This window comes from Streptomyces mabaensis, assembly GCF_053763515.1.
The window spans coordinates 19,258-38,513 of record NZ_JBSOPZ010000004.1 but is presented as its reverse complement, the minus strand read 5'-3'; the positions used below and the strand labels follow the sequence as shown (position 1 = coordinate 38,513).

Annotated in this window: 17 protein-coding genes and 1 riboswitch; of the genes, 9 read left to right on the top strand and 8 right to left on the bottom strand. The window is 69.9% G+C overall.

All coding sequences use genetic code 11. The features are described from left to right. Both def and ACWV17_RS04625 read left to right on the top strand, forming a co-directional pair. Positions 1-630, top strand: a complete 630-nt coding sequence (def, locus tag ACWV17_RS04630) for a peptide deformylase (RefSeq protein ID WP_455356014.1) — start codon at positions 1-3, stop codon at positions 628-630. A gap of 154 nt (positions 631-784) precedes the next feature. Next, positions 785-1,522 carry a D-Ala-D-Ala carboxypeptidase family metallohydrolase gene (locus tag ACWV17_RS04625; RefSeq protein WP_455358579.1) on the top strand — a complete coding sequence of 246 codons (738 nt, stop codon included), beginning with the start codon at positions 785-787 and terminating at the stop codon, positions 1,520-1,522. Between the two features lie 47 nt (positions 1,523-1,569). Here the strand turns inward: ACWV17_RS04625 and ACWV17_RS04620 are convergent, their stop codons facing one another. Further along, positions 1,570-2,541: a helix-turn-helix domain-containing protein gene (locus tag ACWV17_RS04620; RefSeq protein WP_455358578.1), complete on the bottom strand. Its 972-nt coding sequence runs from the start codon at positions 2,539-2,541 to the stop codon at positions 1,570-1,572. 92 nt (positions 2,542-2,633) lie between these two features. Between ACWV17_RS04620 and ACWV17_RS04615 the strand changes: the two genes are divergently transcribed. Next, on the top strand, positions 2,634-2,879 hold the full coding sequence (locus tag ACWV17_RS04615; protein WP_455356011.1) for a hypothetical protein: 246 nt from the start codon (positions 2,634-2,636) through the stop codon (positions 2,877-2,879). A 4-nt stretch (positions 2,880-2,883) separates the two neighbouring features. After that, positions 2,884-3,684 carry a DUF427 domain-containing protein gene (locus tag ACWV17_RS04610; RefSeq protein ID WP_455358740.1) on the top strand — a complete coding sequence of 267 codons (801 nt, stop codon included), beginning with the start codon at positions 2,884-2,886 and terminating at the stop codon, positions 3,682-3,684. Here ACWV17_RS04610 and ACWV17_RS04605 read toward each other — a convergent pair. The 6 genes from ACWV17_RS04605 to ACWV17_RS04580 form a co-directional block, all read right to left on the bottom strand. After that, positions 3,681-4,700 (bottom strand): ribonucleotide-diphosphate reductase subunit beta, encoded by a 1,020-nt coding sequence (locus tag ACWV17_RS04605; protein WP_455358577.1) that lies wholly within the window; start codon positions 4,698-4,700, stop codon positions 3,681-3,683. The two genes, ACWV17_RS04610 and ACWV17_RS04605, sit on opposite strands and share 4 nt — an antisense overlap. After that, the gene (locus ACWV17_RS04600) at positions 4,691-7,087 is read right to left on the bottom strand and encodes a ribonucleoside-diphosphate reductase subunit alpha (RefSeq protein WP_455358576.1); all 2,397 of its coding nucleotides are present in this window, start codon (positions 7,085-7,087) and stop codon (positions 4,691-4,693) included. The genes ACWV17_RS04605 and ACWV17_RS04600 overlap by 10 nt, the downstream gene beginning before the upstream one ends. A gap of 143 nt (positions 7,088-7,230) precedes the next feature. Next, a riboswitch (cobalamin riboswitch) is annotated at positions 7,231-7,353 on the bottom strand. Positions 7,354-7,406: 53 nt separating this feature from the next. Next, positions 7,407-7,904 carry a GNAT family N-acetyltransferase gene (locus ACWV17_RS04595; protein ID WP_455358575.1) on the bottom strand — a complete coding sequence of 166 codons (498 nt, stop codon included), beginning with the start codon at positions 7,902-7,904 and terminating at the stop codon, positions 7,407-7,409. Positions 7,905-7,989: 85 nt separating this feature from the next. Then, complete coding sequence (locus ACWV17_RS04590; RefSeq protein WP_455356007.1) at positions 7,990-8,205, bottom strand: YbdD/YjiX family protein; 216 nt, start codon at positions 8,203-8,205, stop codon at positions 7,990-7,992. Further along, a complete protein-coding gene (locus ACWV17_RS04585) occupies positions 8,202-10,412 on the bottom strand; it encodes a carbon starvation CstA family protein (RefSeq protein WP_455356006.1) in 2,211 nt (736 codons plus the stop codon). Before ACWV17_RS04585 ends, ACWV17_RS04590 begins: the two co-directional genes overlap by 4 nt. 115 nt (positions 10,413-10,527) lie before the next feature. Beyond that, entirely contained in the window at positions 10,528-11,316 is a 789-nt protein-coding gene (locus tag ACWV17_RS04580) for a GntR family transcriptional regulator (RefSeq protein WP_455356005.1), read from the bottom strand. 284 nt (positions 11,317-11,600) lie between these two features. Between ACWV17_RS04580 and ACWV17_RS04575 the strand changes: the two genes are divergently transcribed. The 4 genes from ACWV17_RS04575 to ACWV17_RS04560 all read left to right on the top strand — a co-directional run bounded on the left by ACWV17_RS04575 (position 11,601) and on the right by ACWV17_RS04560 (position 16,395). Next, positions 11,601-12,887: an extracellular solute-binding protein gene (locus ACWV17_RS04575; protein WP_455358574.1), complete on the top strand. Its 1,287-nt coding sequence runs from the start codon at positions 11,601-11,603 to the stop codon at positions 12,885-12,887. A gap of 89 nt (positions 12,888-12,976) precedes the next feature. Continuing rightward, entirely contained in the window at positions 12,977-14,011 is a 1,035-nt protein-coding gene (locus ACWV17_RS04570) for a carbohydrate ABC transporter permease (RefSeq protein ID WP_455358573.1), read from the top strand. Between the two features lie 5 nt (positions 14,012-14,016). Continuing rightward, positions 14,017-14,868 carry a carbohydrate ABC transporter permease gene (locus tag ACWV17_RS04565; protein WP_455358739.1) on the top strand — a complete coding sequence of 284 codons (852 nt, stop codon included), beginning with the start codon at positions 14,017-14,019 and terminating at the stop codon, positions 14,866-14,868. Positions 14,869-14,877: 9 nt separating this feature from the next. Beyond that, positions 14,878-16,395, top strand: a complete 1,518-nt coding sequence (locus tag ACWV17_RS04560) for a glycoside hydrolase family 3 protein (RefSeq protein ID WP_455358572.1) — start codon at positions 14,878-14,880, stop codon at positions 16,393-16,395. Positions 16,396-16,449: 54 nt separating this feature from the next. Here ACWV17_RS04560 and nagB read toward each other — a convergent pair whose 3' ends face one another. Next, positions 16,450-17,232, bottom strand: coding sequence for a glucosamine-6-phosphate deaminase (gene nagB / locus ACWV17_RS04555; protein WP_455358571.1), 783 nt, complete (start codon positions 17,230-17,232; stop codon positions 16,450-16,452). Between the two features lie 451 nt (positions 17,233-17,683). Here nagB and ACWV17_RS04550 point away from each other — a divergent pair, with 451 nt between their 5' ends. Further along, positions 17,684-19,150, top strand: coding sequence for a sensor histidine kinase (locus ACWV17_RS04550; RefSeq protein WP_455356061.1), 1,467 nt, complete (start codon positions 17,684-17,686; stop codon positions 19,148-19,150). Positions 19,151-19,256: the final 106 nt, after the last annotated feature.

Genomic DNA, 19,256 nt, shown 5'->3' with positions numbered 1-19,256 from the left:
ATGGCGCAGCAGGAGACGGACCAGCAGCTGAACGACGGGTTCGTCGTGGACACCGAGGACTGCGAGGAGCGCGAGGCGGCCTACCGGGCGCGCGGCACGGCCCGCCCGATCACCGTCGTCGGCAACCCGGTGCTGCACAAGGAGTGCAAGGACGTCACCGAGTTCGACGACAAGCTCGCCGCGCTGATCGACGACATGTTCGCCAGCCAGCGGGCCGCCGAGGGTGTGGGCCTGGCCGCCAACCAGATCGGCGTGGACCTCAAGGTGTTCGTCTACGACTGCCCGGACGACGACGGCGTCCGGCACACCGGTGTCGTGGTCAACCCGGTCCTGGAGGACCTGCCGGCCGACCGGCGCATCCTCGACGACTCCAACGAGGGCTGCCTCTCGGTCCCGACCGCGTACGCCTCCCTGGCCCGCCCGGACTACGCGGTGGTACGCGGCCAGGATGCCGACGGCAACCCGATCAAGGTCCGGGGCACCGGCTACTTCGCGCGCTGCCTGCAGCACGAGACGGACCACCTGTACGGCTACCTGTACATCGACCGGCTGTCGAAGCGGGACCGCAAGGACGCCCTGCGCCAGATGGAAGAGGGCACGCCGCGCTACGAGACGGTCCCGAACGCCTGATCGTCACACCTGCACGCACGCACCGGCACGGCCCCGCACGGGCATTGGCACGGCGCCATTGGTCGGACAAATGACCGGTGGCGCCGCCCTGTTGACGCGCGTCGCACGGACCGTCAGTCTCGGCCCTGTTGCCCTTTCCCGGTGTGGAGGTGCCATGTTCGGACGCACGGTGAGATTTCTGCTCAGCTTTGTCATGGTCATGATTGCCGCCTTGGCCGGTACGGTCGCCACCGCCGGCACCGCGCATGCCGACGGTTGCTACACCTGGTCCCGGACCCTCTCCCAGGGCTCCTCCGGCGCCGACGTCAGCCAGCTGCAGATCCGGGTCGGCGGCTATCCGGGGTACGGCGCCGTGCTCGCCGTCGACGGTGCCTACGGTCCCGCCACCACCGCCGCGGTCAAGCGGTTCCAGTCCGCGTACGGGCTGCCGGCCGACGGGGTCGCCGGGTCCGCCACCTTCAGCAAGCTCTACGCCCTCCAGGACGACGACTGCACGCCCGTCCACTTCACGTACGCCGAGCTGAACGACTGCAACTCCACCTGGTCCGGCGGGGCCGTGAGCGCTGCCACCGCCAAGTCCAACGCCCTGCGCACCATGTGGAAGCTGGAGGCGCTGCGGCACGCACTGGGCGACCAGCCCATCACCGTGACCAGCGGCTTCCGTTCGTACGCCTGCAACAGCGCGGTCGGCGGGGCGTCGGACAGCCGCCATCTCTACGGCGACGCCGCCGACCTGGGCGCCGGACCGCACTCCCTGTGCACCCTCGCCAAGCAGGCGCGCAACCACGGCTTCAACGGCATCCTCGGCCCGGGCTACCCGGGCCACGGCGACCACACCCACCTCGACCACCGGGGCAGCCGGTTCTGGTCCGCGTCGAGCTGCGGCATCTGACCCGCGGCATCTGATCCGGGGCGCCTGATCCGCGGCCCGGCGGCGCGTCAGGCCGCTTCCGCCGGGCCCCGGAACGTACGGCGGAAGGCGTTCGGTGTCGTGCCGAGCGTACGCAGGAAGTGGTGGCGCAGCGCCGCCGCGTTGCCGAAGCCCGATCGCCCGGCGATCGCGTCCACCGTGTCGTCCGTCGCCTCCAGCAACTCCTGTGCCAGCAGCACCCGCTGGCGCAGGAGCCAGCGGTACGGCGTCGTACCCGTCTCCTGGAGGAACCGCCGGGCGAAGGTCCGGGGCGACATGTGCGCCCGGTCCGCCAGCTGCTCCACGGTGATCTCGGCGTCGAGGTGCCGCTCCATCCACGCCAGTACCTCACCCACCGTGTCGCACGCCGTGCGCGGCAGGGGCCGCTCGATGTACTGCGCCTGGCCGCCGTCCCGGTGCGGCGGCACCACCATCCGCCGGGCGATCGTGTTGGCCACCTCCGGCCCGTGCTCCTGCCGCACGATGTGCAGGCACGCGTCGATCCCCGCCGCCGTCCCGGCCGAGGTGATGACCGGGCCGTCGGCGACGTACAGCACGTCGGGATCGACCAGCGCCCGCGGATTCCGGCGGGCGAGCTCGGTCGCGTGCATCCAGTGGGTCGTACACCGCCGGCCGTCCAGCAGCCCGGCCGCGCCGAGCGCGAAGGCCCCGGTGCAGACGCTCAGCACCCGCGCCCCGCGGTCCACGGCCCGGCGCAGGGCGTCGAGCAGGGGCCCGGAGTACTCCCGCGGGTCGTCGCGAGGCCGGTCGGCCGGCACCGCGATGAGATCGGCCGACTCCAGCCGGTCGAGCCCGTACGGCACGGAGAGGCCGAAGGCGCCCGACCGTGCGTTCAACGGCCCCGGCTCCGCCGCGCAGAGCGCGAAGTCGTAGACGGGCAGTCCCTGATCACTCCGGTCGGAGCCGAAGACCTCGCAGATCACCCCGAGCTCGAATGGGGAGACTCCGTCGACCACGGCCACCGCCACGTTTTTCAGCATGGAGCCAGTGTGGCACGGATGTGGCAGTAATTCGATGTTCCATGACAGTCCTGCCACTGACGTGTTCGCGTCCGGACGACGACAGTGGAGCCATGAACACCTTCCTGAACCTCCTCCTCGTCGTCACCGTCCTCGCGCTGCTGGCGGCGCCCTCGCTCATCGGACACCTCCACGACCGCCGGATCGACAGGCAGCTGAAGGCAGCCGCCGCACCGCGGCCGCGTGCGCTCGCGGTGACGTACGCGCAGGATCGACGTAGGGGGCAGAGCGCGAGCCGCAGTGAGCACGGCGGACGGAGGCCGGACCGTGAGTACGTCACCCGAGAACGAGCCGCGTAACACCGTGCAGGTCTCCCGCCGCGCCCCGCTCCCGACCCGCGGCATCACCTGGGAGCCCAGCGAACGCTGGGTGCGCGGGATCAAGGGAGAGGTCACCGTCGTCGACAGCCGACGGCCTCTCCTCGTGTGGGAGCCGGGCAGGCCGGTGCCGCTCTACGCCTTCCCGGAGGACGACGTCCGGATGGACCTGCTGCGGCCGGCGGCGCAGCCCCCGGCCGGGCGGCACTCGGGACCGACGGTCTTCTACGACCTCGAACTCGGCGGTGAGGTCACCGGGAACGCGGCGTGGTCCCTTCCCGGTGAGCTCGCCGGACACATCGCGTTCGCGTGGTTCGGCCGGGACGTCCTCGACCACTGGTACGAGGAAGAGACGGAGATCTTCGTACACCCGCGCGACCCATACCAGCGGGTCGACGCGATGCCCAGCAGCCGGCATGTCCGGGTCGAGATCGAGGGCACGCTCGTCGCCGACACCCGGACACCGGTGCTCCTGTTCGAGACGCATCTGCCGGTGCGCTACTACCTCCCTCGCGAGGATGTCCGAATCGACCTGCTCACCCCCACCGACATGAGCACCCGCTGTCCGTACAAGGGCGTTGCCACGGAGTACTGGTCATGGGCGGGCAGCGGCCGGGTTCCGCCCAACGTGGCGTGGAGTTATCCGGATCCGCTGCCCGCCGTGCACGAGATCAGGTCCCGTGTCGCCTTCTACAACGAGGCCGTCGACCTCGTCGTCGACGGGGAGCGGCTGGAGCGTCCGGTCACGTACTTCAGCAGGCGGCTCTCCCGTCCGGACAGCGCCTAGAAGTCGTCGTCGAAGCCGACCGTGCCCTCGACCGCGACCTGGTACGCCGACGGCCGGCGCTCGAAGAAGTTCGTCAGCTCCTGCACTCCCTGAAGCTCCATGAAGGAGAACGGGTTCTCCGAGCCGTACACCGGTGCGAAGCCCAGCCGCGTCAGGCGCTGGTCGGCGACGCACTGCAGGTACTCGCGCATGGAGTCCGTGTTCATACCGGGCAGTCCGTCGCCGCACAGATCGCGGCCGAACTGGAGCTCCGCCTCGACGGCCTCCTTGAGCATGTCGGTGACCTGCTGCTGAAGGGCGTCGTCGAAGAGCTCCGGCTCCTCCTTGCGGACGGTGTCCACGACCTCGAACGCGAAGTTCATGTGCATGGTCTCGTCCCGGAAGACCCAGTTCGTCCCCGTCGCCAGCCCGTGCAGCAGCCCCCGGGACCGGAACCAGTACACATAGGCGAACGCGCCGTAGAAGAACAGGCCCTCGATGCACGCCGCGAAGCAGATCAGGTTCAGCAGGAAGCGGCGGCGGTCGGCCTTCGTCTCCAGGCGGTCGATCTTCTCTACGGAGTCCATCCACTTGAAGCAGAACTGGGCCTTCTCCCGGATCGACGGGATCTCCTCCACCGCGTCGAAGGCGGCCGCCCGGTCGTCCGGGTCCGGGAGGTAGGTGTCCAGCAGCGTCAGGTAGAACTGGACGTGCACGGCCTCCTCGAAGAGCTGGCGGGAGAGGTAGAGCCGCGCCTCGGGGGAGTTGATGTGCTTGTAGAGCGTCAGCACCAGGTTGTTGGAGACGATCGAGTCACCCGTCGCGAAGAACGCGACCAGCCGGCCGATCATGTGCTGCTCACCCGGGGAGAGCTTGGCGAGGTCGGCCACGTCGGAGTGGAGGTCGACCTCCTCCACCGTCCAGGTGTTCTTGATCGCGTCCCGGTAGCGCTCGTAGAAGTCCGGGTAGCGCATGGGGCGCAGGGTCAGTTCGAAGCCCGGGTCGAGCAGGTTCTTGTCACTCATGATTACTGGCATGCCTCGCAGGACTCGGGGTTCTCAAGGGAGCAGGCGATCGCGTCCGCCTCGGGGGCGGCCTGCTGGACGGGGATGGTGGCCGCGACGGTCGCGGCGGGTGCCCCGGCGGCGCGGGCGATGCGCGTCGCCGGGCGGGAGCGCAGGTAGTACGTCGTCTTCAGGCCCTTCTTCCAGGCGTACGCGTACATCGAGCTGAGCTTGCCGATGGTGGGCGAGGCCATGAAGAGGTTCAGCGACTGGCTCTGGTCGAGGTACGGCGTACGGGCCGCGGCCATGTCGATCAGCGCGCGCTGCGGCAGCTCCCACGCGGTGCGGTAGAGGCTGCGGATCTCCTGTGGGATCCAGCCCAGGCCCTCGACCGAGCCGTTGGAGTCGCGCAGCGCCTCGCGGGTCTGCGCGTCCCAGAGCCCGTGTTGCTTCAGGTCGTTGACCAGGTAGGCGTTGACCTGGAGGAACTCACCGCTGAGCGTCTCGCGCTTGAAGAGGTTGGAGACCTGCGGCTCGATGCACTCGTACACGCCGGCGATCGACGCGATGGTCGCGGTCGGGGCGATGGCGAGCAGGAGCGAGTTGCGCATGCCGGTCTTGGCGATCCGGGCGCGCAGCGCCGCCCAGCGCTCCGGCCAGGTGACCTCGACGCCGTAGTGGTCGGGGTGCAGTACGCCGCGGGCGGCCCGGGTCCGGGACCAGGCGGGCAGCGGGCCGTTGCGCTCGGCGAGGTCGCAGGACGCCTCGTACGCGGCGAGCATGATGCGCTCGGCGATCTTCGTGGAGAGTGCCTGCGCCTCCGCCGAGTCGAACGGCAGCCGCAGCTTGAAGAAGACGTCCTGCAGGCCCATCGCGCCCAGGCCCACCGGGCGCCACTTGGAGTTGGAGCGGCCGGCCTGCTCGGTCGGGTAGAAGTTGATGTCGACGACCCGGTCGAGGAAGGTCACGGCGGTACGGACGGTCTCGTCCAGCCGCTCCCAGTCGATCTCACCGGACGGCAGGACGAACGCGCCCAGGTTCACCGAGCCCAGGTTGCAGACCGCCGTCTCGCCGTCGTCCGTCACTTCGAGAATCTCGGTGCAGAGGTTCGAGGAGTGGACGACCTGGCCGGGCTCGGCGGTCTGGTTGGCCGTGCGGTTCGAGGCGTCCTTGAAGGTCATCCAGCCGTTGCCGGTCTGGGCGAGCGTACGCATCATCCGTCCGTACAGCTGGCGGGCCGGGACGGTGGTGCGGGCCAGGCCGTCCGCCTCGGCCCTGCGGTAGGCGCGGTCGAACTCCTCGCCCCACAGGTCGACCAGCTCGGGCACGTCGGCGGGAGAGAACAGCGACCAGTCGGCGTCGGCCTCGACGCGGCGCATGAACTCGTCCGGGATCCAGTGCGCGAGGTTGAGGTTGTGCGTACGGCGGGCTTCCTCGCCCGTGTTGTCGCGCAGCTCCAGGAACTCCTCGATGTCCGCGTGCCAGGTCTCCAGATAGACGCAGGCCGCGCCCTTGCGCCGGCCGCCCTGGTTGACCGCCGCGACCGAGGAGTCGAGGGTGCGCAGGAACGGGACGATGCCGTTGGAGTGGCCGTTGGTGCCGCGGATCAGCGAACCGCGGGAGCGGATACGGGAGTACGACAGGCCGATGCCACCCGCGTGCTTCGAGAGCCGCGCGATCTGGTGGTAGCGGTCGTAGATCGAGTCGAGCTCGTCCAGCGGCGAGTCCAGCAGATAGCAGGAGGACATCTGCGGGTGGCGGGTGCCGGAGTTGAAGAGCGTGGGCGAGGAGGGCAGGTAGTCCAGCCGGCTCATCAGCCGGTAGAGCGCGGCGACTTCGTCGGCCGAGCGCGCACTCTCGTCTTCTGCGAGTCCCGCCGCCACCCGCAGCATGAAGAACTGCGGCGTCTCGATGACCTGGCGGGTGATCGGGTGGCGCAGCAGGTAGCGGCTGTGCAGGGTGCGCAGGCCGAAGTAGCCGAAGCGGTCGTCCGCCCCGTCGGCGAGCGCCATGTCGACCAGCGTGTCCAGCCGGTCGGCGTGCGTCCGGACGAAGTCGGCCGTACGGTCGGCGATCAGGCCCTCGCGGTGTCCGACGGCGACCGAGGCGGAGAACGACACCGCGCCCTGCCCCGCTGCCTCGTCCGCGATGGCGAGGGTCAGCAGCCGGGCGGCGAGCTGCGAGTACGCCGGGTCCTCGGAGATGAGACCCGCGGCCGCCTCGGTGGCCAGGCCCCGCAGCTCGGCCTCGTCCGACCGCGCGTTGCGGCCGCGCAGCGCGGCCGCGGCGACCCGGCCCGGATCGGTGTCCGGCAGATCGGCGGTGAGGTCGGTCAGGGTCCGCAGAAGTGCGGTCCCCGGCCCGTCGGCAACCTGTTCGGCAACCTGTGCTGACGCAGGACCGGCTGGCGCGATGGTCACGGGGGTGCTCTCCCTCGCTCGGCTCGGGGCCGCGGGGGGAGCGGAGGCGCCCACGGGCGTATGCGGCCGGCACAGGGCAGCACACCACGCGGCGTCCACCGGCCCATCCGCGAGGCCCGGACGTATCGGCACCCGGAACGGTCGAACCGGATGCACCGTCGGCAGGTCTTCGGACTCCTGGACGCGCGAACGCGCACCAATGCACCGTTGCGGGACAGTTCCGGATTTCCACCGGATTCCCCTGCGGCGACAGCGAGCATGAGCATACATGTGGGGGCGGGTTGATGCGTCACCCCCCACATGTTGTGTCGTGGACCCCCTACAGCTCCAACTCGTAGGTGAGGAGCGGAAGGTCCGGTATCGGCTCCCAGTCCCGCTCCGGCGTGCGGACGAAGCCCAGCCGTTCGTAGATCCGGTGGGCTCCGCGCATGGCGGGCGTGGTGGACAGGACCAGCCGCGCCACCCCGTCGATCGCTCGCGCCCGCTCGATGCACGCCCGTACGAGCGCCTCGCCCGCACCGCGCCCCCGTCCCGCGCGGGCGACGGCCAGCATCCGGAACTCCGCCTCGCCCTCCCGCGCGATGTCGGCCCACGCGCTGCCGGGCGGCGCGAAGGTCACACTGCCCAGCAGCTGTCCCTCGCGCACCGCGACGAGGACCTCCGCGTTGCGCGCCCGCCGGGCCACGTCCCGCAGGACGTGGAGGTAGTCGTCGTCCTCCCCGAAGTCCAGCAGACCGTCCCCGAGATACGCCTGTGCGGTGATCTCACCCAGCTCCTCGTACTCCTCGGGCCGGGCCTCCCTGATCGTGATGTCCATGTTCCGAAGTGTGCCGCAGGGGTACGACAACGGGCCGCCGTGTTTCCCCAGGGGGGATCACGGCGGCCCGCTTCCGTTCGGGCGCTCAGCAGCAGCGGAAGCCGTCCCGGGGGTCGGCCTCCCGCGCGTCCGTACGGCTGCGCTCGAACTCGCGCCGGGTCATGACCTCGGCGGCCGGGTCGCAGGACCGGGCGTGGGCGACGTACCTGTCGTACACCGCCTCGCCGGACACCTCGCGCACGTACCAGCGGATCCAGTGCACGGCCCGCCCGAACCTGGTCAACGTAGTCGGGGCGCTCATGCCGGGCCGGATCCCGCGGGGACGGTGTCCTTGCGGAGACCGCCGTCCGGGCCGAGTCCGGCCGCCGCGAACTCGGCCTTCTCCTCCTGGGTGGCGAGCAGGCTCGCCGGTGCGAGGAGCTTGGACTCGGTGTACGGGACCTCGGCGAGCCTGACGCCCTCCGGGTTGCTGATGGCCCGGAAGCAGACGCGTGCCGCGTCCGCGATGACCACGACGATGAGGACGGCGAAGAGCACCGAAAGCACCCCGTCGACGGTGGCGTTGGTGACCACCGTGTGCATGTCGTCCATCGTCTTGGCGGGCGGCAGCACCTTGTCGGCGTCGATGCCCGCCTGGAACTTCTCGCGCTGGGCGAAGAAGCCCACCTTGACGTCGTCCGAGAAGATCTTCTGCCAGCTCGCGGTGAGCGTGACCGCGACGTCCCAGGCGAGCGGGACGGCGGTGACCCAGGCCCACTTGAGCCGGCCGGACTTGACCAGCAGCGTGGTGCACACGGCCAGGGCCACGGCGGCGAGCAGCTGGTTGGCGATGCCGAACAGCGGGAAGAGCTGGTTGATTCCGCCCAGCGGGTCGTGCACGCCGACCCACAGGAAGTAGCCCCAGCCGCCGACGACCACCGCGCTGGCGAACCAGACGCCCGGCTTCCAGCTGACCTGGCGGAACGGCTTGTAGACGTTGCCCAGCATGTCCTGGAGCATGAAGCGCCCGACCCGGGTGCCCGCGTCCACGGTGGTGAGGATGAAGAGCGCCTCGAACATGATCGCGAAGTGGTACCAGAAGGCCTTCATCGCGGTGCCGCCGACCACGGCCGAGAAGATCTCCGACATACCGAGCGCGAAGGTCGGCGCACCACCGGTCCGCGACAGCAGGCTGGCTTCCTCGACGTCCGCGGCGGCCTTCGCCAGCTGCTCGGGGGAGATGCTGAAGCCGAGGTTCGCCACCGCCGTGGAGGCGGACTCGACGGTCGTGCCGACGACGCCCGCGGGGGAGTTGATGGCGAAGTACAGGCCCGGGTCGATGATGCATGCCGTGATCATCGCCATGATGGCGACGAACGACTCGGTCAGCATGGCCCCGTAGCCGATCATCCGGACCTGGGTCTCCTTCTGGATCATCTTCGGGGTCGTGCCCGAGGAGACCAGGGCGTGGAAGCCGGAGAGCGCGCCGCACGCGATGGTGATGAAGACGAAGGGGAACATCGAGCCGGCGAAGACCGGTCCGTCCCCGCGGCTCGCGAACTCGGTGACCGCGTCCATCTTCAGGGTCGGCAGAGTGAGCGCGACGCCCAGTGCGAGCAGCACGATCGTGCCGATCTTCATGAAGGTGGAGAGGTAGTCGCGCGGTGCGAGCAGCATCCACACCGGCAGGACGGAGGCCAGGAAGCCGTACACGATCATCCAGATGACGAGCGTGCCCTTCTCCAGCGTGAAGATCCCGGCGAGCGAGGAATCGGCGACCCAGCCGCCCGCGACGATGGCGAGCAGCAGCAGCGCCACGCCCACGACGGAGACCTCGGTGACCTTGCCCGGCCGCAGGATGCGCAGGTACACGCCCATGAAGAGGGCGATCGGGATGGTCATGCCGATGGAGAAGACGCCCCACGGCGAGTCCGCCAGGGCGTTGACGATCACCAGGGCCAGTACGGCCAGCAGGATGATCATGATGGCGAAGACCGCGACCAGCGCGGCCGCGCCGCCGAAGGGCCCTATCTCGTCCCGCGCCATCTGGCCCAGCGAGCGGCCGTTGCGGCGGGTGGAGAAGAAGAGCGTCACCATGTCCTGGACGGCGCCGGCGAAGATGACACCCGCGACGATCCAGATCGTGCCGGGCAGGTAGCCCATCTGGGCAGCGAGGACGGGACCGACCAGCGGTCCCGCGCCGGCGACCGCCGCGAAGTGGTGCCCGAAGAGCACGCGGCGGTCGGTGGGGTGAAAGTCGACACCGTTGTCAAGGCGTTCGGCGGGGGTCGCCCGCGTCTTGTCGACCTTCAGTACGCGGTTGGCGATGAAGCGGGAGTAGAAGCGGTACGCGATGGCGTACGAGCCGAGGGCGGCCGCGAGCATCCAGGCGGCGGAGACTTCTTCGCCGCGGGAGAGCGCGAGCACGGCCCAGCCGATCGCGCCCGTGAGGGCGACGAGTGACCAGACCGCTATCGACTTCGGACTGAGGCTCCGCTGAGTGGTGGTGGGTGATGCCGGCTCTGGCATGGATACGTCCCCTCGCTGATCACCTGCTGAGTGCGCAGGAAATCTAGGCGACTGTCTCGGCAGGCGTCACCCCCCGTCCGCATATCGGTACGAGAACGATGTGGATCCGGGCCGGTCAGCCCGGCGGCCGCTCGGCCGTCGGCCGCTGGAGCCGCGCCACGAACTTGTAGCGGTCGCCGCGGTAGACGGACCGGACCCACTCCACCGGATGGCCGCCGGCGTCCAGCGAGTGGCGCGACAGCATCAGCATCGGCAGGCCGACGTCGGTGCCGAGCAGCCCCGCCTCGCGCGGAGTGGCCAGCGAGGTCTCGATCGTCTCCTCGGCCTCGGCGAGGTGGACGTCGTACACCTCTGCCAGCGCCGTGTAGAGGGACGTGTACTTGACCAGGGACCGGCGCAGCGCCGGGAAGCGCTTGGCCGACAGATGCGTGGTCTCGATGGCCATCGGCTCACCGCTGGCGAGCCGCAGCCGCTCGATCCGCAGCACGCGCCCGCCGGTGGTGATGTCGAGCAGCCCCGCCAGCGTGTCGTCGGCCGTGACATAGCCGATGTCCAGCAGCTGCGACGTGGGTTCGAGGCCCTGGGCCCGCATGTCCTCCGTGTAGGAGGTGAGTTGCAGCGCCTGCGAGACCTTGGGCTTGGCGACGAACGTGCCCTTGCCCTGGATCCGCTCCAGCCGGCCTTCGACGACCAGCTCCTGCAACGCCTGACGCACAGTGGTGCGCGAGGTGTCGAACTCCGCGGCGAGCGTCCGCTCCGGCGGTACGGGCGTGCCCGGCGGCAGCGTCTGCGTCATGTCGAGCAAGTGCCGCTTGAGCCGGTAGTACTTGGGCACGCGTGCGGTGCGGGTGGCTACCCCCGCCGTGCCGTTCTCGGGATCCGTGGTTCCCGCGTCGGTGGCCATGCCCCGCCTTCCCGACTCCTGTCCTGTTGCCGTCACCGGCTCCTCCGTACGTAGCGGCTCACATCGTGACACGGGCCGGTCCGAGGCCGTCGCCCTCCCTCAGGTGTCGGTCCGATAACGGACGCGACAGCCCTTCTTATACACCCTTGACACCCCTAAAGGTCTAGGCCAAGCTCCCGGGTACTGGTCTAAACCATTAAAGGCCAGGTCCCAGCCCCACGGCAGTACTTGGCGTATGTCATCGCGGCGGGCAGTGGATTTGCAGGCATCCTGAGGAGGGTGGCGTGAAGCGCAAGCTCATCGCGGCGGTAGGCGTCGCGGGCATGATGGTCGGCGTTGCGGCCTGTGGCGGCGACAGCGACGGCAAGGGCACCACGGAAGCGGCCGGCAACAAGACCCTGACCGTCTGGGTCATGGACGGTTCGGCTCCGGCCCCGTGGCTCGAGGCCGTGAACAAGGAGTTCGAGGCCAAGCACAAGGGCGTCAAGGTCAAGGTCGAGACCCAGCAGTGGAACGGCATCCAGGAGAGGGTCACCACCGCCCTCTCCGAGGACACCCCGCCGGACGTCCTCGAACTCGGTAACACCCAGACCGCGGGCTACGCGGCCACCGGCGGCCTCGCCGACCTCTCCGGCGACAAGGCCGAGCTCGGCGGCGACGGCTGGAACAAGGGCATGCTCGCGTCGGCCGAGTACGACGGCAAGCTCTACTCCGCCCCCTGGTACGCGGCCAACCGTGTCGTCGTCTACGACAAGGCGGCGTACGCGAAGGCGAAGGTCACCCCGCCGAAGACCCGCGACGAGTGGATCGCCGGCCTGGAGAAGCTGAAGGCCGCCGACAGCAAGACCCAGCCGATCTACCTGCCCGGCCAGAGCTGGTACGTGCTCGCCGGCTTCCTGTGGGACGAGGGCGGCGACTTCGCGGTCAAGGACGGCGACAAGTGGAAGGGCACCCTCGCCACCCCCGAGGCCGCGTCCGCGATGGAGTTCTACAAGAAGCTCCAGTCCTTCTCCACCGCTCCCAAGGACAAGGACGAGGCCACCCCGCAGCAGTCCACCGACATCGTGCCCAAGGGCGGCGTCGCCTCGTGGATCGGTCTCGGCTGGGAGGCCGGCGGCGCGATCGACGCGATGAAGAAGGCGGGCAAGACGGCCGACTTCGGTTACTTCCCGATCCCGGGCAAGACCGCGGACAAGCCGGGCAGCGTCTTCTTCGGCGGCTCGAACCTCGCCATCTCCGAGCGGTCCAAGAACAAGGACCTGGCCAAGGAGTGGCTGGCGCTCGCCTCCGGCAAGGAGCAGATGACCAAGTACAGCGCGGCCGTCACCGGCGCGCTGCTGCCGAACAACGACGCCGCGCAGTTCAAGCCGGCGGCCGGCTCCTTCGCCGAGGCCATGGCGCAGGCCGCGGCCTCGGGCAACATCACCCCGGTCACCCCGGGCTGGGCGAACGTGGAGACCGCGCCCAACCCGATCAAGGAGTACATGACCAAGGTGCTCAAGGGTGAGGACGCCACGAAGGCGGGCGAGGCGGCCGACAAGGTCATCACCGAGCGCATCAACCAGCAGTAGTCGTGTCCGGTGGTCGCGGCCGGCGCCCGGCGCCCCGGCCGCGGCCACCGGAGGTACTGCGAGGAACCAGAACCGCGAGGAAGAAGACCATGACCGTGCACTCCCAGGGAGTGGCGACCTCTGCTCCGGAGGATGCGCCCGGGAAAGCGGCAGCCGAGTCGAGCACTCCGCCGCCCCCTTCCGGTTCCCGTCCCGGTTCCGGGGAAGCCCTTCGGCGCCCTCGCGGCAGGCGCGCCCTGCCCGCCGGGCTGCTGCCGTATCTGCTGGTGGCCCCCGCGATCCTCTGCGGTGCGCTGCTTGTGCTGTATCCGCTCGTCCGGAACGTGATCCTGTCCTTCCAGCAGGTCAACCGGAAGGAGCTGATCACCCGCGAGACGGTGTGGACCGGCTTCGGCAACTACACCGAGCTGCTGGGCGACCCCGACTTCTGGACGGTCGTACTCCGCAGCTTCGCGTTCACCGCCGCGAACGTCGTCCTGATCATGGCGATCGGCACGCTCATCGGCATCCTCCTGAACCGCCTCGGCAAGAAGATGCGGCTGGTGCTCTCGGTGGCACTGGTGATGGCGTGGGCCATGCCGATCGTCGCCTCCGTCACCGTCTTCCGCTGGCTCTTCGACGAGCAGTTCGGCGTCGCCAACTGGCTGATGCGCACGCTCGGTTTCGCCGGATACGACCAGCACAACTGGTTCGAGACGGGAATGTCGACCCTCACCATCGTCACCGCGCTGGTGGTCTGGGGATCCATCCCGTTCGTCGCGCTCAACATGTACGCGGGCCTGACGACCATCGGCGGTGAGCTGTACGAGGCGGCCCGGATGGACGGCGCCGGCGGCTGGCGGATCTTCTGGTCCGTGGTCTTCCCGAACCTGAAGCCGTTCTTCCTGATCACCACGTTCCTGGAGATCATCTGGGTCTTCAAGGCCTTCACCCAGGTGTACGCGATGAACCAGGGCGGCCCGGACCGCGCCTCCGAGATCCTGCCGGTCTTCGCCTACATCGAGGGCCAGGGCCAGGGCCACTACGGCCTCGCCGCGGCGATCTCCGTCCTGACGATCCTCATTCTGGTCGTCCTCATGTCCTTCTACTTCCGCCTGATCCTGAAGCAGGAGGAGGAGCAGTGAGCAAAGTGTCCCCCGGCGTCCGGCGCGCCAAGCGGCCCGTCCGGTTCGGTGCGATCGGCAAGAACGCCGCCGCCCTCGTGCTCGCCGTCGTCTTCGTCTTCCCGGTCTACTGGATGTTCTCGTCCTCGCTCAAGCCGCAGAGCGAGATCCTCAGCAAGGACCCGGTCTTCTTCTTCGCGCCGACCTTCGGCAACTACACGACGGCCACGAACGTCGACCTGTTCTGGACCTACGTCCAGAACAGCTTCATCGTCACCGTCGGCGCGGTGCTCCTCGCCCTCGTCGTCGCGCTGGCCGCGAGCTTCGCCATCGCCCGGATGAGGTTCCGGGGCCGCAAGGGCCTCGTCCTCGCCGTGATGATGGCTCAGATGGCGCCCTGGGAAGTCATGGTCATCGTGATGTACCTGATCGCCCGCGACGGGGACATGCTCAACAGCATCCCGCTGCTCACCGCGATCTACTTCGTCATGGTCCTGCCCTTCACCATCTGGACGCTGCGCGGCTTCATCGCCGCCGTCCCGGTGGAGCTGGAGGAGGCCGCGCTGATCGACGGCTGCAACCGCGGCCAGGCGTTCCTGAAGGTGATCTTCCCGCTGCTGGCGCCCGGTCTGATGTCCACCTCGCTCTTCGGCTTCATCACGGCCTGGAACGAGTTCGCCATGGTCCTCATCCTGAACAAGGAGAAGGAGGCGCAGACCCTCACCCTCTGGCTGACCCAGTTCCAGACGGCCTTCGGCAGCGACTGGGGCGCCACGATGGCGGCCTCCTCGCTCTTCGCCGTCCCCGTGCTCATCGTCTTCGTCTTCCTCCAGCGACGGGCCGTCGGCGGGATGACCGCCGGCGCAGTGAAGGGATAACGCCTCCCCATGACGACCCTCGCCCACGGCGCGGACACGCTGACCCGCGACGCGCTCGCCGTACTCCAGCCCGGATTCATCGGCACCACCGCTCCCGACTGGCTGCTGCGCCGGGTCGGTGAAGGCCTGTCCTCCGTCGGACTGTTCGGCCGCAACATCGCCTCGCCCGGACAACTCGCCGCGCTCACCGCACGCTTGCGGGCCGAGCGGGACGACGTACTCGTGGCGATCGACGAGGAGGGCGGCGACGTCACCCGCCTGGAGGTCCGGAACGGCTCCTCCTTCCCCGGCAATCTGGCGCTGGGCGCGGTCGACGACCCGGCGCTGACCCGGGAGGTCGCCCGTGAGCTGGGCCGCCGGCTCGCCGAGTGCGGCGTCAACCTCAACTGGGCGCCTTCCGCGGACGTCAACTCCAACCCGGACAATCCGGTCATCGGTGTACGGTCCTTCGGTGCCGGCATCGAGCTCGTCGCCCGGCACACGGCGGCGTACATCGAGGGCCTGCAGTCCGCCGGGGTCGCGGCCTGCACCAAGCACTTCCCCGGCCACGGCGACACGGCCGTCGATTCACACCACGCACTGCCCCGCATCGATGTGGATCTGGACACACTGCACGCCCGTGACCTGGTACCTTTCCGCGCCGCCATCGCCGGGGGCTCGAAAGCGGTGATGAGTGCGCATATCCTGCTTCCCGCGCTCGACCCCGTCCGCCCGGCGACCCTCAGCCCGCAGATCCTCACCGGTCTGCTGCGTGAAGAGCTGGGCTACCAGGGGCTGATCGTCACGGACGGCATGGAGATGCAGGCCGTCTCCGCCACGTATGGCATCGAGCGCGGCAGCGTCCTCGCGATCGCCGCGGGCGCCGACGCCATCTGTGTGGGCGGCGGCCTCGCCGACGAGGAGACCGTACTGCGCCTGCGCGACGCGCTGGTCGGTGCGGTACGCGAGGGGCGGCTGCCCGAGGAACGGCTGGCCGACGCGGCAGCCCGGGTCCGCGCACTCGCCGAGTGGACGCGGCGGACCAGGGGGGCTTCGGGGCCGGGCGCGGCTTCACAGGAGGGGACCGCGCCCGGCACCGGCATCGGACTGACCGCCGCCCGCCGCGCCCTGTGCGTCACCCCCGCAGCGCAGGCGCTCCCGTGGGAGCCGCTCACGGCCGCCCCGTACGTCGCCGCCCTCACCCCGGTCGCGAACATCGCCGTCGGGGACGAGACCCCGTGGGGCGTGGCCGCCGAGCTGGCCCGCCTGCTCCCGGGGACGCGGACGGGTACGTATGCCGACCCGGTCACGCCGGAGACCGTGCTGAAGGACGCCGAGGACCGCCGGATCGTCGCCGTCGTACGGGACGTCCACCGCCACCCGTGGATGGCCGGGGCGCTCGATGCCCTGCTCGCCGCCCGCCCGGACACGGTCGTCGTGGAGATGGGCGTGCCGCAGGCGCCGCCGAGGGGAGCCCTGCACATCGCGACCCACGGCGCGGCCCGCGTCTGCGGACGGGCCGCGGCGGAGGTCATCGCCGGAGCGTGACGCGCATACCGAAGGCCGGGGGCCCCGACGGGGCACCCGGCCTTCGCGTACCGCTTACAGCCCCTGCCAGGCCGGCTTCGCGGCGTAGGTGGCGCGGAAGTAGTCCGCGAGCTTCAGCTTGAATGCCGCCGCCTCGTCCACCACGACCGTCGCGTGCGGGTGCAGCTGCAGTGCGGACGCGGGCACCAGCGCGGAGACGGGCCCCTCGACGGAGTGCGCGACGGCGTCGGCCTTGCCCTCGCCGGTCGCCAGCAGCACCAGGTGGCGGGCTTCCAGGATGGTGCCGATGCCCTGGGTGATGACGTGGTGCGGGACCTCGTCGAGGCTGTCGAAGAACCGGGCGTTGTCCTCCCGGGTCTGCCGGGTGAGGGTCTTGATCCGGGTGCGGGAGGCGAGCGAGGAGCACGGCTCGTTGAAGCCGATGTGCCCGTCGGTGCCGATGCCGAGCAGCTGGAGGTCCACTCCGCCGGCCTCGGCCAGCGCGTGGTCGTACGCCTCGCAGGCCGCCTGGACGTCCTCGGCGGTGCCGTCCGGGCCGATGAAGGAGTCCGCGGGCAGGCCGAGCGGTTGGACGACCTCGCGCAGCACGACCGAGCGGTAGGACTCGGGGTGCCCGGCGGGCAGGCCGACGTACTCGTCGAGCTGGCAGACGCGGGCGCGCGAGGCGTCCACGGCACCCGAGCGGACGCGGGCGGCCAGCGCCTGGTAGATGGGCAGCGGGGTCGAGCCGGTGGCCACGCCGAGCAGGGCGTCGGGCTTGCGGCTCAGCAGGGCGGCGATGGCCTCCGCGATGAGTTCGCCGCCTGCCGTGGCGTCCGGAACGATGACAACTTCCACGCTGAGCCTGCCAATCTGGAGAGTGGTCTCATGAGGTCCCGCATGTGGTGTAGACCAATTTAGCAGAGGAGGAGGGCGTGTCCGGAGATGGCCGAGCGGCCCGCGCTGCTACTGCCCTGGGGGGCGGAAGACCCCCGGAACCACCCGCGGGCCACGGCGCCGGGACGGGACCCTCAGCCCGTCCGGCACCGCAGCCCGGAGTCGACCGTCCGGCGGGTGTGCGGTCCCGGCGGGCGGTGTGGAGGTGCCTGCGCAGTCAGGGCAGAGAGCGCCGGTCACCTCGGTCCGTCCTCCTGTGCGGGGAGGGCGGAAGTTCTTACCTTCGCATTGTGGACTAGACCATTCTGTGCTGTCCATCCATACGACGGGCCAATCTACCGTCGTATCCGACAGACCTGGACCGGAGGTCTCCCCGGCTCGATCCGCGGGTACGCTCGCACACGTGCCCTCCATGAACGACCTCGTCCGCCAGCACACCGCTCTGAGTGACACCGACCTCGAGTGGCTGCATCTGCTGGTCTCGGAGTGGCAGCTGCTCTCCGACCTCTCCTTCGCCGACCTCGTCCTGTGGGTCCCCACGCTGGACGGCACCCGCTATGTCTCCGTGGCGCAGATGCGGCCCAACACCGGTCCGACCTCCTACCAGGACGACATGGTCGGCCATCTGGTTCCGCGCGGCCGCCGTCCGCTCCTCGACGCCGCCCTCGACGAGGGCCGGATCGTGCGCGAGGGCGACCCGGAGTGGCGCGAGGAGGTCCCGGTGCGGGTCGAGTCCATTCCCGTACGCCGGGAGGGCCGGGTCCTCGGCGTCATCGCGCGCAACACGAACCTGCTGACCGTACGCACCCCCAGCCGGCTCGAACTCACCTACCTCCAGAGCGCCTCCGACCTGGCCCAGATGATCGCCGCCGGGTCCTTCCCCTTCCCCGGCGACCAGGTCGACATGGACGCCTCCCCGCGCGTCGGCGACGGCCTGATCCGTCTCGACGCCGACGGGGTCGTCCAGTACGCCAGCCCCAACGCGCTGTCCGCCTACCACCGGCTCGGCCTCGCCTCCGACCTGGTCGGCCAGCACCTCGGCCAGGCCACCGCGGAACTCGCTCCGTCCCGCGGCCCGGTGGACGAAGCCCTGGTGAAGCTGGCCAGCGGCTGGGCGCCCCGGGAGACCGAGGTCGAGGGCAACGGCGGGGTGATCCAGCTGCGCGCGATCCCGCTCAAGCCCAAGGGCACCCGGATCGGTTCGCTCGTACTCTGCCGCGATGTCACCGAACTGCGCCGTCGCGAGCGCGAGTTGATCACCAAGGACGCCACCATCCGGGAGATTCACCACCGGGTGAAGAACAACCTCCAGACGGTGGCGGCCCTGTTGCGGCTGCAGGCCCGGCGGATGGACTCGGAGCAGGGCCGCGAGGCGCTCAACGAGGCGGTCCGCCGAGTCGGTTCCATCGCGATCGTCCACGAGACGCTCTCGCAGAACCTGGACGAGCGTGTCGAGTTCGACGAGATCGCCGACCGGGTGCTGGCGATGGTCTCCGAGATCTCGCCCGGAAAGGTCCACTGCCGCCGGACCGGCCGCTTCGGCATCCTGGACGCCGAGGTCGCGACACCGCTGTCCATGGTGCTCACCGAAGTGCTCCAGAACGCCCTCGAACACGCCTTCGCGCCCGGGGATCAGGGCACGGTCGAGGTGTCAGCCGTACGGGGCGGCCACCGCGAGGACGCGCGGCTGCTGATCACCGTTCAGGACGACGGCCGCGGACTGCCCGAGGCGTTCGACCCGCAGCGCACCGGAAATCTGGGGCTGCAGATCGTGCGGACCCTGGTGGAGGGCGAGCTGGGCGGTTCGTTCGACATGGTGCCGGCGCCGGGCGGCGGTACCAGGGTCGTCCTGGACGTCCCGGTCCGTTCCGGCAAGTGAGTGACGCACAGCGACGGCACGGCAATGAACCCCGGACCATGGTGCGGTCCGGGGCTCATTACCGACTTCTGAGCGCTTCGGGTACTGCGCGCTGCGGCTCGGGGCG

Excerpts from the sequence above, each read along its gene's own strand:
- ACWV17_RS04625 (WP_455358579.1), top strand. The coding sequence starts at position 785 with ATGTTCGGACGCACGGTGAGATTTCTGCTCAGCTTTGTCATGGTCATG.
- ACWV17_RS04620 (WP_455358578.1), bottom strand. The coding sequence starts at position 2,541 with ATGCTGAAAAACGTGGCGGTGGCCGTGGTCGACGGAGTCTCCCCATTC.
- ACWV17_RS04550 (WP_455356061.1), top strand. The coding sequence starts at position 17,684 with ATGAACGACCTCGTCCGCCAGCACACCGCTCTGAGTGACACCGACCTC.
- ACWV17_RS04560 (WP_455358572.1), top strand. The coding sequence starts at position 14,878 with ATGACGACCCTCGCCCACGGCGCGGACACGCTGACCCGCGACGCGCTC.
- ACWV17_RS04585 (WP_455356006.1), bottom strand. The coding sequence starts at position 10,412 with ATGCCAGAGCCGGCATCACCCACCACCACTCAGCGGAGCCTCAGTCCG.
- def (WP_455356014.1), top strand. The coding sequence starts at position 1 with ATGGCGCAGCAGGAGACGGACCAGCAGCTGAACGACGGGTTCGTCGTG.
- ACWV17_RS04595 (WP_455358575.1), bottom strand. The coding sequence starts at position 7,904 with ATGGACATCACGATCAGGGAGGCCCGGCCCGAGGAGTACGAGGAGCTG.
- ACWV17_RS04590 (WP_455356007.1), bottom strand. The coding sequence starts at position 8,205 with ATGAGCGCCCCGACTACGTTGACCAGGTTCGGGCGGGCCGTGCACTGG.
- ACWV17_RS04580 (WP_455356005.1), bottom strand. The coding sequence starts at position 11,316 with ATGGCCACCGACGCGGGAACCACGGATCCCGAGAACGGCACGGCGGGG.
- ACWV17_RS04615 (WP_455356011.1), top strand. The coding sequence starts at position 2,634 with ATGAACACCTTCCTGAACCTCCTCCTCGTCGTCACCGTCCTCGCGCTG.
- ACWV17_RS04605 (WP_455358577.1), bottom strand. The coding sequence starts at position 4,700 with ATGCCAGTAATCATGAGTGACAAGAACCTGCTCGACCCGGGCTTCGAA.
- ACWV17_RS04570 (WP_455358573.1), top strand. The coding sequence starts at position 12,977 with ATGACCGTGCACTCCCAGGGAGTGGCGACCTCTGCTCCGGAGGATGCG.